Annotated in this window: 11 protein-coding genes; 3 read left to right on the top strand and 8 right to left on the bottom strand. The window is 37.5% G+C overall.

The window, feature by feature from the left end:
• Positions 1-41 precede the first annotated feature (41 nt).
• From IPP64_01915 to deoC, 8 genes are all read right to left on the bottom strand, one after another.
• Complete coding sequence (locus tag IPP64_01915) at positions 42-1,067, bottom strand: T9SS type A sorting domain-containing protein (protein MBL0328190.1); 1,026 nt, start codon at positions 1,065-1,067, stop codon at positions 42-44.
• A 43-nt stretch (positions 1,068-1,110) separates the two neighbouring features.
• A complete protein-coding gene (locus IPP64_01910) occupies positions 1,111-2,730 on the bottom strand; it encodes a hypothetical protein (GenBank protein MBL0328189.1) in 1,620 nt (539 codons plus the stop codon).
• A complete protein-coding gene (locus IPP64_01905) occupies positions 2,723-3,823 on the bottom strand; it encodes an undecaprenyl/decaprenyl-phosphate alpha-N-acetylglucosaminyl 1-phosphate transferase (GenBank protein MBL0328188.1) in 1,101 nt (366 codons plus the stop codon). The genes IPP64_01910 and IPP64_01905 overlap by 8 nt, the downstream gene beginning before the upstream one ends.
• A gap of 3 nt (positions 3,824-3,826) precedes the next feature.
• Entirely contained in the window at positions 3,827-5,551 is a 1,725-nt protein-coding gene (locus IPP64_01900; protein MBL0328187.1) for a hypothetical protein, read from the bottom strand.
• A 48-nt stretch (positions 5,552-5,599) separates the two neighbouring features.
• Positions 5,600-6,526, bottom strand: a complete 927-nt coding sequence (locus IPP64_01895; protein ID MBL0328186.1) for a GDP-L-fucose synthase — start codon at positions 6,524-6,526, stop codon at positions 5,600-5,602.
• A gap of 93 nt (positions 6,527-6,619) precedes the next feature.
• On the bottom strand, positions 6,620-7,708 hold the full coding sequence (gene gmd / locus IPP64_01890) for a GDP-mannose 4,6-dehydratase (protein ID MBL0328185.1): 1,089 nt from the start codon (positions 7,706-7,708) through the stop codon (positions 6,620-6,622).
• An 89-nt stretch (positions 7,709-7,797) separates the two neighbouring features.
• Positions 7,798-8,598 (bottom strand): 3'(2'),5'-bisphosphate nucleotidase CysQ, encoded by an 801-nt coding sequence (gene cysQ / locus IPP64_01885; protein MBL0328184.1) that lies wholly within the window; start codon positions 8,596-8,598, stop codon positions 7,798-7,800.
• Complete coding sequence (gene deoC / locus IPP64_01880) at positions 8,588-9,439, bottom strand: deoxyribose-phosphate aldolase (GenBank protein ID MBL0328183.1); 852 nt, start codon at positions 9,437-9,439, stop codon at positions 8,588-8,590. Before deoC ends, cysQ begins: the two co-directional genes overlap by 11 nt.
• 251 nt (positions 9,440-9,690) lie before the next feature.
• Between deoC and cysC the strand changes: the two genes are divergently transcribed.
• From cysC to cysN, 3 genes are all read left to right on the top strand, one after another.
• Positions 9,691-10,266: an adenylyl-sulfate kinase gene (gene cysC, locus IPP64_01875; GenBank protein ID MBL0328182.1), complete on the top strand. Its 576-nt coding sequence runs from the start codon at positions 9,691-9,693 to the stop codon at positions 10,264-10,266.
• Positions 10,263-11,168: a sulfate adenylyltransferase subunit CysD gene (cysD, locus tag IPP64_01870; protein MBL0328181.1), complete on the top strand. Its 906-nt coding sequence runs from the start codon at positions 10,263-10,265 to the stop codon at positions 11,166-11,168. Before cysC ends, cysD begins: the two co-directional genes overlap by 4 nt.
• Positions 11,169-11,256: 88 nt before the next feature.
• The gene (gene cysN, locus IPP64_01865; protein ID MBL0328180.1) at positions 11,257-12,531 is read left to right on the top strand and encodes a sulfate adenylyltransferase subunit CysN; all 1,275 of its coding nucleotides are present in this window, start codon (positions 11,257-11,259) and stop codon (positions 12,529-12,531) included.
• Positions 12,532-12,548 lie beyond the last annotated feature (17 nt).

The raw sequence follows: 12,548 nt of genomic DNA, 5'->3' as shown, positions 1-12,548 counted from the left end.
AAACTTGCCAATACATAAAATAAAACGGACCAAATCAAAAACTAATCCTTTATTAATTTTATAAATTGTTGTGATTGATCCGTAGTTAATGTCAAAAAATACATCCCTGATTCAACGGATTCCAAATCAATTTGAATGGTATTTTCACCATTCAATTTCCCTAGGCTTTGTGATTTTACAAGACTTCCGTTAATAGCGTATAATGAGTATGAAACGCTTGATTCCTGCAACAAATTAAAACGAATCGTTGTTGCATTTTTTACAGGATTTGGTGCCACGGTTAATCCCGAAACAAAACTGTTCTCCTGAATACCCACTCCGTTCAAAAGATAGGTAATGCTCTCGTCTAAAAAATCAATTCTGTTCGGCTCCGTATCAATTAATGCAGGATCAAAAAATGTACTCATTACATTACCGCCTAAATCATTTTTATGAAACATACAATCACTTCCCAAAAGCGGATACGTTCCAACACCTCCCATTTCGTACATCGACATTGTACCGGCTAAAGCGGTGCAGCCGTCAACATACCATAATGAAGAAAACACCCATTGAATTGTTGCAGGAAAACTAGCAGGAACACCCGCCATCTTCACTACATTATCTACCCCTAAACTACCATCATTTAAATAGGATTGCGAGTCATACGATTGTAATCCCAACTGGTCGTAGGCGAAATCTCCTGACACAAATGTAGATGGACCACCTGCGTATTGCTGATACATAATGTCCAACCCGATTAACCAGAACGCCTTGCCCGAATTGATATAATTTACCACTTCTGCATTTCCAGTTGCTGATCCACCCCAAATCTCCAAACCAACTCCATCTGTTGAGCAATACCAAATTACCAAATCAAAATTATCCATGTAAGCGGATGTGAGTGTGGTAGTAGAATCCGGGATGCTCCAATAAGTATAGGTCGCGTAGGAAGAACTATTTAAGGAAGTAAGCATTGTTGTTGTATTTGCAGTGATCGCATCATTGTCGTTAACAAACAAAATATTTTGTGCTTGCGTAAATCCTATCGTTAACAAGAAGAAGAGTGGAGTAAAAATTTTTTTCATGTTTTATGGAGCTAAAATTAGTATTCACTAAAATAAAAAAATATCAATAATCGTCATACATATTTCCTAAATCGGTTTTGATACCAATAAATACATATGGGTTTTGTTTACTTACCGATGCTGTTTGAATAATTCTATTCGCAACGCCCAGTTCTATCTTCAAATTCATTCGTGTATCCAATATATATGCCCCACGTAAGGAGGTTGTCATCAAATTTGTTCGAAATCCTTGTGTCGTGTAATGATTGTAATCGCCTGCTCTGTTCACATAGGAAATAAAAATATTTTTGCCGAAATCGCTACCAGGACTGTCATCTCCATATACTGCATACATTAGCTTTGCTTCTATGAATAATCGTTTGAAACGATAATTCAAAAATGTTACCGACTCCATAAAATTAGCTCCCAACGGATGTGCTAATGGCTGATTCATATGACCATAATTTTGCTGTACACTCCCGTGGGAATAGGTAAACGGACGAACATAGTTAAACTCGGTTTGAAAATTCAAATTTTTTATTCGAAACAAATCAAAGCTCTTAAACCCGATCTGAAAAGCTTGTTTGTTTGCCCACCAACCCCATTTAGCTGTGGTGTCCTTCCTAATCGCGTGCTTTAAATCCGCCACTACTTCCTTTAATAAAAATTCATCCAATAAAAGCTGACCATAGAATTGCTGCTTTTTAAATGCTTTGATTTTAAAATCCAATCCTACAAATGCATTGTCGCTGGAGCCTAAAGAATATTCCGTTGGACGGAAAAACATAATCGGATTTAAATAATTTACATCGTACCCGCGATGACGAGTACTGTCAGATCCTTGCCAAACAATTGATTCGAACAATCCAATATTGATTCGCTTGGTTGCATTCCAACTCAAATGATGAAACGTTGCATATTTCGTTAGCCAATCTTTTTTAAATCCGGATGGGTTTGTTGCATCTTTCATGATGGTAAACAAATTCACATAACTCAACTTCCATACATTGGTCGTAATTTTTAAATACGGATAAGGAGCCGCTACATCAGATAAAAACAAGGAACGATAACCATCGCCCCAGAAATGTTTATCACGCCCTGCTTGAAAATTAAAAATTTTGTTGGGTGAATAAGAAATGTATCCTGCAAAATACTGCATTGCATATTGCGGATGTAATGAATCATTTTTTGAAACATAGGCATAGCCCATTCCAGGAATGACTCTGCTTTCGCGAGTAATCGAATCCATAAAAGAAGTATACACTCCCCTGGAACCATAGCCTTGGAAACACAACGCTACTTTATCCTTATAAAATGCTAATAACGTGGCTCCGATTCCAAAATCGCTGGTTGCATGTGAATTGGGAGAAAGGTCGTAGCCTCCTTTTGCAGAAAGTAATGGGTAAACTTCAATTTGTGCATTCGCTTTTTTATCTTTTTCTTCTGCTTTTGTGCCTGCCAATAAACGAGGGAATACTGCTGAAGAATCTTTTATTTTTTTAATCTCTTGCAAGCGGTAAGGCTTAACAAACGTAGACGTATTTTCTTCTTTATTGTTGTAATAATTATCAATCCCCCATAAGAAATCCCGGCTAAGTGAATAGTTCCATTGCTGCGAAAACAAAGAAATAGGTAGCAGCAACAAAAAGCCGATGCAGAAAACAATATGGTTTTTATTAATCATTCTCCTTTGCTGTTCTGTTTTTCTTTTTCTTAATGAAGAAAGGAATCTGTGCAAGAGTAAGAGAAACCGCAGCGACAATAATAAGTGAGTAATTCGCATTGATGCTGGAAAGTGCAAGTGCAACGGTTAAACCAATTACTGCAATGTTAAAAAAATAGATGGTGATAACTGTTCCTTTATGGCTTAAGCCGATATCTAACAAACGATGGTGTAAATGGTTTCTGTCGGCAGAGAAAGGCGACACTCCTCTAACGGCCCGATAAATAAAAATACGCAATGTATCTACTAACGGATATACCAACACGGCCATCGCAAAAATAGGTTTAGAAACATTCAGAATAGCTTTATTTTCGATGGCACTCACATCGTATCCGATTACTTTAATCGCAAGAATACAAATGATTAATCCGATGGTTAATGAACCGGAATCACCCATAAATATTTTAGCTGGGGAAAAATTGAAAAACAAAAACGCAAGCAATGAACCGGACAAAGCAAAGGCCAAACAAGCCATTGCAGGATCGCCTGCCAATGCAAACCATGCTCCGAATGCAGAGGAAGCAATAAACCCAACGCCACCTGCTAATCCGTCTACTCCGTCAATTAAGTTGAATGCATTCACAACAACAATGTAGGTGAACAACGACAAAAACACACTGGTCCACAATGGCAATACATCTATCCCGAACAACCCGTGCATACTTACTATTCGAATATCTGCCATTAACACCAATACCATCCCAACTAAAACATGGGCTACTAATTTTTTTACAGGAGCCGTTCCAATAATATCATCTTTCACCCCTACAAAAAACATCACCAATAAAGTGGCAACAATAAACTTATAATCGTTAATACTTCTAGCCAGCTGCGGATAATTATCCACTTGCTCAGGAAACCAAAGTGAATAAGCAAACAATGTTCCTGCAAAAATAATAATCCCTCCAATGGTTGGAATCATCCGTGTATGAAGCTTTCGTGTATCACCGGGAGCATCAAACAAACGTTTTAGGATTGCCACTTTAATCAACGATGGAGTTGAAAGGAGCACCACAAAAAATGAAGTAATAAAAACCAATATTAAAAATGCCATAGGTTAAAAGTCGTAATAAAAATTAGCAAGCGATGTTCTGATTCCGAAATATACGAATTGCGTAGCAATTGTCGTACTATTTGTCTTTTCTGTTCGATTTGTGAAACCCACTACAATATTAAAATTTGTTGCAGGATTTACCAAATAACCGATGTGAATATCTTGATAAAGGATGGTCGTTTTCAAGCCTTGCGTGGTTTGAATGTTTTCCAACGTTTGAGTGATTGGAAATTGATTATCCGCTTTAAAAATATTCCCACCAAAATTTTTACTCAAGCTATCGTTGCCTTTCACAGCGTAATTTGCTTTTAGCTGAATAAAAAAGTCCTTTAATCGATAATTTATAAATCCAATTGCTTCGTTAAAATTGGCGCCCAAAGGGTGCGCCAATGCCTGATTATAATGCGTATAACTTTGATATGGATTTTTGGTTGCATACGCGTACGGACGCACGGTATTGTATTCCGCTTGAATATGTAAATTCTTTATTGTGAACACATCAAAATATTTAAACCCCGCCTGATATCCGTATTTATTGCCAATTTGATCCTTTGCATTGGTTATATCATCCAACATAAACTGTCCATAAAGTGAAATCGATTTTGTGATTTTCAATTTCAGTGTGGCACCCAGCAACACATTGTTTGTATGATGCAAACCGAATGCTCCTGCACTCACTCCAATAATTGGATTATACGTATGAAAGTTGGTATGTTGGCGATTGCTTGAATCTGCGGCCTCCCAAATCATACCTTGAAACAAGCCCAATTGCAAACGGTGAAAGAAATTTGCACTTAAGAATTGAAAACTTCCGATTTTTTTCTGAAACAAACGCTCAACGTTTGGAGGTGTAGTTACACCACCATTTGTTAAATTCATAAACGAAGTATACAAATTGGTGTATTGAATATTTTTATACGTTGTGGTGATACGCGCATATGGATAATTAAATGCATTATCCGACAACAATAGCGAGCGGTATCCATCGCCCACAAAGTGTTTTCCATGCCCGATTTGAAAATTGAACATTTTTATCGGTGAATAGGAAACATAACCTGAAGCCATCGCATAGTCATATCCATTTTTCTTAAACTTTTTTGCCCGACCTTGTCCGGGTACAACATCATATTGGTAGTTGGCTGCTTGTGGAAACAAATCATTGGTGGTAGCAATATAGTTGTCGATGTATTTCGCATAGGTCGCTTGATTTTCGTAAAACGAAGATTCAAATGCAAATTTTTTCCCGATACTTCCGCGTACTAAAAAACCACGTGTATTCTTGTACAGCTTTTCTCCACTGGTGTCGGCTAAATCTTTTCCAAATTCAAAATTAAAAAGCGGATCGATGGTGAGGTGGAATTTGTCGGAGGAATCTCGAATAATAATTAAATTTTCCGTATTTATTTTTCTCCATACTTTATTCCAAAAAGTGTTTGGCAACACCTTTTCAAACCCGTCTGGCCTACCTTTACGAGTCATTAATATTTCCTGATGAAGTTCTCCGTATTTATTTCTAGTCGAAAGGGATTCAATCAAAGGCTTAAACCCAGTTTGAACATCTTTATATGTTGAATCTCCCAATTCTATTTCATCCTTTATAAAAAGGTCAACATCATTACTTGTGGTTCGGTTCAAAAATACGTTCTTCTGCTGTGCACAAACATCACCCCCAGCCCCTATCCAAAGGAGAGAGATGAGTACTAACAATATTCTTAGTGCTATCTTCAAATTTTCTGAGTGATTGCTAAGTGTTCTTAGTGACTTAGTGGTAGAAATCTATAATTTATCTTTTACCTCTGAATAAACCCCAGCAATTCCTTCTTCTAAATTGATTTTATGCTTCCAACCAAACGAATGTAGTTTACTTACATCCATTAATTTACGCGGAGTTCCATCGGGTTTAGAAGTATCGAATTTTAATTCACCTCCGAAGTCAACAATTTTTTTAACGAGTAATGCTAAGTCTTTGATGGTAATATCTTCACCCACTCCAATGTTTACCAATCCCGCTTCATTGTAGTTTTGCATTAGATAAAAACAAGCATCTGCCAGATCATCGGCATGTAAGAACTCGCGCATTGGTGAACCGGTTCCCCAAATCTCCACACTTGCAGCATTCTCTTTTTTAGCTGTATGAAACTTACGAATCAAAGCAGGTAGTACATGTGAATTTTTTAAATCGTAGTTATCGTTTGGTCCGTAAAGGTTTGTTGGCATCACCGAAATAAAATTGCAGCCGTATTGTGAACGGTAGGCATCACACATTTTTATCCCTGCAATTTTTGCAATCGCATAGGGTTCGTTTGTTTCTTCCAACAATCCGGTAAGTAAATAATCTTCCTTCAAAGGCTGAGGAGCCATTTTGGGGTAGATACAAGAAGAGCCTAAGAACATTAATTTTTTAACGTTATTCAGATAGGCATGATGAATCACATTGCTTTGAATCATCATGTTTTCATAAATGAAATCTGCACGATAGGTATTGTTTGCAACAATTCCACCAACTTTAGCGGCAGCTAAAAAAACGTAATCGGGTTTTTCATTTGCAAAAAAATCAGCAACCGCTTGCTGATTTCTTAAATCTAATTCGCTGGAAACACGCGTTACAATATTTGTAAAACCATCTTTCTTTAATCGTCTGATGATTGCAGAACCAACCATTCCTTTATGCCCTGCAACGTATATTTTATCTTTTACATTCATTAATCTCGATCTGATTTTATTCTTAAGAAAAAATTATACTCCATCCATTTTCACTCCCTTCTCCTCTTGGAGAGGGGACAAAGGGGTGAGGTACTATTCGTGGAAATTCATTACATCGTGTCCACCATCCAATAAATATCGATCTCTTTCGAATAGTTTTACGTCACAAGACACCATTTCACTTACCAATTGCTGTAAGGTATGCTTTGGTTCCCAACCCAATACTTTTCTTGCTTTTGAAGCATCACCGATCAACAAATCCACCTCGGTTGGTCTGAAATATTTCGGATCTACTTCAACAACCAAGGCTCCTGTTTCCGCATTGTATCCCTTTTCATCAACGCCTTTTCCTTCCCATCTAATCTTCACTCCAACTTCGGCAAAAGCCAAATCAACAAATTTACGAACGGTAATTTTCACTCCTGTAGCCAACACAAAATCATCTCCTTCTTTTTGCTGCATCATCATCCACATACCTTCCACATAATCTTTTGCATGTCCCCAGTCGCGCTCTGCATCTAAGTTTCCAAGAAACAATTTCTCTTGCATCTTTAAATGAATTTTTGCAACGGCACGAGTAATTTTACGTGTCACAAATGTTTCTCCACGCAACGGACTTTCATGATTAAACAAGATACCATTGCATGTGTACATTCCATAAGCTTCACGATAGTTTTTCGTAATCCAGAAACCATAAACTTTTGCAACACCGTAAGGTGAACGCGGATAAAAAGGTGTTGTTTCTTTTTGAGGAATTTCTTGAACATAGCCATACATCTCAGATGTAGAGGCTTGATAAAAACGTGTTTTCTTTTCTAACTTTAAAATACGAATTGCTTCCAGAATTCGTAATGTTCCGATAGCATCTGCATTGGCAGTATATTCCGGAGAATCAAACGACACTTTTACGTGCGACTGTGCCGCCAGATTGTAAATTTCATCCGGTTGTGTTTCCTGAATAATGCGAATAAGGTTTGTGGAATCGGTTAAATCACCATAATGCAAAAAGAAGTTCACCTTCTTTTCATGTTGATCTTTATACAAATGGTCGATACGACCGGTATTGAACATTGAACTTCTACGCTTTATGCCGTGAACGGTATAGCCTTTACTTAGCAATAATTCTGCTAAATATGCTCCATCCTGACCTGTAACTCCTGTTATTAAGGCAACTTTACCCATATTGAATCGTTTAAATTACGTGCAATTATACGGATTTTTGCCCGAATAATTGATTAAAAAGGGTGAAAATGGAGGGTAATTCAGATAATCTACTGAACGATAAACCAGTTATTTAACAGATTAGGCTTGTTATAGAGCAGATTTTGATTGGTGGTATAATCCACCACTTTTTTCCCGGCAATTTCACAAATGGCTTGCCCGGCTGCCGTATCCCACTCCATCGTTGGTGCAAAACGAGGATATACATCTGCACTTCCTTCCGCAACCAAACACAATTTAATGGAGCTGCCGGAAGAAATAAAATCAACTTCCTTATGTGCCATCTTTAATCCATCGATAAACATTTCTGTTTCCTCCGAAAGGTGAGAGCGGCTCGCTACTACTGTAAATTTAGTATTGGTAGTTGCTAATGGCAATTTTTGTGATGATTTTATTAGTTCTTCCAAACTAGAAATTTCAGAATTAGGATTTAGGATGAAGGATTTAAAGCAACCAACATTTTCCGCAGCAAAGTACAAGGTTTTTGTAACCGGAACATAAATGACTCCCAATATCGATGTTTGTTTATGAATCAAAGCGATGTTCACAGTAAATTCCCCATTTCGCTTTATAAACTCTTTGGTTCCATCCAATGGATCCACCATCCAGAAATATTCCCACTGACTCCGTTCTGCATATTCAATCGACTTTCCCTCTTCACTTAACAAAGGGATATTGCTATCTTTTAAAACAGCAGCAATCGCATTGTGTGCATTTTTATCGGCCAATGTCAAAGGTGATTTATCATCCTTATGTTCAACCGCAAAATCCGATTCGTAAACTTTTAAGATTTCTTCGCCTGCATTTAATGAAGCGCGAATCGCAGAAAATAGAAGGCTATTAATATCCATTGGATGCTGAATTATTTGTTGATTTTCCGCTTATTTCAGAAATAAGATTGTCCACTAACCTGCTTGCACCAAAACGAAACAATGCTGGATTTAACCATTCTTTACCCACAATCAATTCTGTTAAACGCAAATAATGCGCTGCTGTTTTCCCATCGGAAATGCCTCCGGAAGGCTTGATTCCAACTCTTTTGCCTGTTGATTCAAAATGGGAACGAATGCATTGAAGCATCACACCAATAGCAGGTAATGTTGCATTTATCGACATTTTTCCGGTAGATGTTTTAATAAAATCTGCTCCGGCCTGAATCGCAATTTCACTAGCAATTTTAATATTATCAAGTGTTTCAAGCTCACCTGTTTCCAAAATAACTTTTAAGGTAACGCCACCACAAACCTCTTTAAATGCAACCACTTCATCAAACACAAATTGATAATTGCCTTCCAAAAATTTTCCTCTTGAAATCACCATATCAATTTCATCGGCTCCTTGTGCAATGGCATATTTTGCTTCTTCTAAGCGCAACGACAAAGGCAATTGTCCGGATGGAAACCCACCGGCAACAGACGCTACTTTTTTATCGGAATTTTTTAATTCATTTTTTGCAACAGCAACCAGTGAAGGATAAACACAAACTGCCGCCACGCCAGTTACAATTGCTTTGCGTGAAAGTTCTTTTACCTTCTCATCCGTATCCTTACCTTCCAACGTTGTTAAATCCACTAATGAAAGTGCTAATTGCAACTCATCCTTTGATACAGTATCTACGGCTGATTTTTGAATCAGCACTTCAAGTTCAGCTACGTTTACTTTTATTCCGGAAAGGGTATAGTTTTTTGTCATACAACAAAGGTAATTGAAAAATAATTTTCGTGAATCAAAAAACAATATACATTTGCACCAGAAATGAAAACAAACACTTTCCATAAAGTAATGAACAGCAACAACGCAATGATGTGTTGTATGATGTGCTGCGCTTAATTTTATGGAAAGACGATAATATACATTTAAGCTTATTTTAAAGGTCTTTCCCAACAGGTTAGACCTTTTTTTATTACTATATTTGAAAGAGATTGAACACAAATTAAAAAAACATGAGTACAATTTTTCCTACTGATAAAATTTTGCAACGAGCTGACAAGGAGCGCTTGCTGAACCAAAAAGGAATTGCTATTTGGTTTACAGGGCTGAGCGGATCCGGTAAAACAACAATCGCCATAGCATTAGAAAAGGAGTTATCTGAAAAAGGGTTGCTTACTCAAATTTTAGATGGCGACAATGTTCGAACCGGAATCAATAACAATCTTGGATTTAGTGATGCTGACCGAACAGAAAACATCAGACGAATTGCAGAAGTCACGAAACTGTTTGTGAATTGTGGAGTGATTACCATCTGCTGTTTTGTAAGTCCGACAGAAGAAATCAGAGCTGTTGCAAAAAACATTATCGGCAAAGATGATTTTGTTGAAGTGTTCGTAAATACATCCTTAGAAGTTTGTGAAAAGCGGGATATAAAAGGATTGTACGCCAAAGCAAGAAAAGGAGAAATTAAAGATTTTACCGGCATTTCAGCTCCATTTGAAAAGCCCAAAAATCCGGCAATTGAATTAACCGATGGATTAAGCATTGAAGAAAGTGTAAAAAAAATACTAGCACAGATTAAATTATGAAAAACTACTCACTCACACATTTAAAAGAATTAGAGAGCGAAAGCATTTTTGTGCTACGTGAACTTGCAGCACAATTTGAAAAACCTGCCTTGCTTTTTTCAGGTGGTAAAGATTCAATCGTATGCTTTCACTTAGCCCGAAAAGCCTTTGCGCCAGCCAAAATCCCTTTCCCACTCGTGCATGTAGATACCGGACACAACTTTGAAGAAACCATTGTTTTTCGTGATGAACTTGCAAAAAAATATGGCGCTCAACTTATTGTGGGTTCTGTTCAACAAAGTATTGATGAAGGAAGAGCAGTGGAAGAAAAAGGATTTAATGCCAGCAGAAATGTTTTGCAAACCATCACCTTACTGGAGACGATTGAAAAATATAAGTTTGATGCCTTGGTTGGTGGTGCTCGCAGAGACGAAGAAAAAGCGAGAGCAAAAGAACGCTTCTTCTCACACATGGACGATTTCGGGCAATGGGATCCTAAAAACCAGCGACCGGAATTGTGGAATCTATTTAACGGAAAAAAAGCTGTTGGTGAACATTTCCGTGTTTTTCCTATTAGCAATTGGACAGAGATGGATGTATGGCAATATATTCTTCAAGAAAAAATTGAAATCCCAAGTATTTACTTTACACATGAACGCGAATGCTTCATTCGTGATGGTGTTATTTATGCGCATTCAAATGTCATTCCATTAAAACCAACAGAAAAGGTTGAAAAAATGCAGGTGCGCTTTCGAACAATAGGCGACATCAGTTGTACGGGAGCTGTGCTCTCCAAAGCAAATACGTTGGAAGAAATTGTGGAAGAAGTTGCTTCCACGCGTGTAACAGAAAGAGGCAGTCGAATTGATGACAAGCGCTCTGAAGCAGCAATGGAAGACAGAAAAAAAGCAGGATATTTTTAAAATTATTAATCAGATGTATTATTTCGGCCCGAAAGATATCGGGATGGTTCGAGGAATCAACCTCCAGAAATGATTAAAAATAAATGATATGACAGAATTTTCGACAAACAGTTATTTAACAATGGATCTTTTAAGATTCACAACAGCAGGCTCTGTTGATGATGGCAAGAGTACATTAATTGGAAGATTATTATACGATTCAAAATCTATTTTTGAAGACCAATACGAAGCCATTAAAGCTACCAGCGAAAAACGCGGAGAAGAATATGTAAACCTCGCTTTGCTAACCGATGGTTTGCGTGCAGAACGCGAACAAGGCATCACCATTGATGTTGCCTATCGCTATTTCGCGACTCCAAAACGTAAATTTATTATTGCCGATACTCCCGGACATATTCAATATACACGCAATATGGTTACCGGAGCATCAACAGCAAATGCTGCAATTATTTTGATTGATGCCCGCAAAGGGGTAATTGAACAAACCATGCGTCACACATACATCGCTTCCTTATTGCGAATTCCTCATGTAATTGTGTGTATCAACAAAATGGATTTGGTGGATTTTAAAGAGGATGTTTTCCTTAAAATAAAAAACGATTACACCGCATTCGCATCCAAACTAGACATTACGGATGTTCACTTTTTACCCATCAGTGCATTAAAAGGAGATAATGTTGTGGATCAATCTACCAATATGGATTGGTATAAAGGTGCCACATTGATGTATCTGTTGGAAAATTTACACATCGCGAACGATCAAAATCATGCCGATGCACGATTCCCTGTGCAATATGTTATTCGTCCAATGAGCACCGAGCACCACGATTACAGAGGATATGCAGGAAGAATTGCCGGAGGCATTTTCAAAAAAGGTGATTGCGTTACGGTTTTACCAAGCGGGCATACTTCGAAAATTAAATCCATCGATTTATTGGATGAATCGCTAGAGGAAGCATTTGCACCCATGAGCGTTACATTCACACTTGAGAATGAAATCGACATTTCACGTGGAGATATGATTGTAAAAACCGACAATCAACCAGAAACGACACAAGATATTGACGTGATGATTTGCTGGTTGGCTGACAAGCCTTTGCAAGCTGGTGGCAAATATGCATTAAAACATACCTCAAAAGATGTTCGTTGTATTATTAAAGAGATTCAATACAAAGTTAACATCAATACATTAGAACAAATTGAGTCGGACAAAAACATCGGATTAAACGATATTGCTCGGATAAAAATTAAAACAACTGCACCAATTGCTGTTGATCAATACAGCAAAAATAGAAATACAGGAAGCATCATTTTAATTGATGAAGCCACCAATGTAACAGTGGGCGCAGGAATGATTATATAAAACAAAAGCCGCTTTCA

Source organism: Bacteroidota bacterium (genome assembly GCA_016722565.1).
Taxonomy (GTDB): Bacteria; Bacteroidota; Bacteroidia; order 2-12-FULL-35-15; family 2-12-FULL-35-15; genus 2-12-FULL-35-15.
Note: the sequence above shows the minus strand (reverse complement) of the source record. Positions and strands in the feature narration are given on the sequence as shown.

Coding starts and splice junctions, on each gene's coding strand:
- IPP64_01915 (MBL0328190.1), bottom strand. CDS start 1,067: ATGAAAAAAATTTTTACTCCACTCTTCTTCTTGTTAACGATAGGATTT.
- IPP64_01910 (MBL0328189.1), bottom strand. CDS start 2,730: ATGATTAATAAAAACCATATTGTTTTCTGCATCGGCTTTTTGTTGCTG.
- IPP64_01905 (MBL0328188.1), bottom strand. CDS start 3,823: ATGGCATTTTTAATATTGGTTTTTATTACTTCATTTTTTGTGGTGCTC.
- IPP64_01895 (MBL0328186.1), bottom strand. CDS start 6,526: ATGAATGTAAAAGATAAAATATACGTTGCAGGGCATAAAGGAATGGTT.
- gmd (MBL0328185.1), bottom strand. CDS start 7,708: ATGGGTAAAGTTGCCTTAATAACAGGAGTTACAGGTCAGGATGGAGCA.
- cysQ (MBL0328184.1), bottom strand. CDS start 8,598: ATGGATATTAATAGCCTTCTATTTTCTGCGATTCGCGCTTCATTAAAT.
- deoC (MBL0328183.1), bottom strand. CDS start 9,439: ATGACAAAAAACTATACCCTTTCCGGAATAAAAGTAAACGTAGCTGAA.
- cysC (MBL0328182.1), top strand. CDS start 9,691: ATGAGTACAATTTTTCCTACTGATAAAATTTTGCAACGAGCTGACAAG.
- cysD (MBL0328181.1), top strand. CDS start 10,263: ATGAAAAACTACTCACTCACACATTTAAAAGAATTAGAGAGCGAAAGC.
- cysN (MBL0328180.1), top strand. CDS start 11,257: ATGACAGAATTTTCGACAAACAGTTATTTAACAATGGATCTTTTAAGA.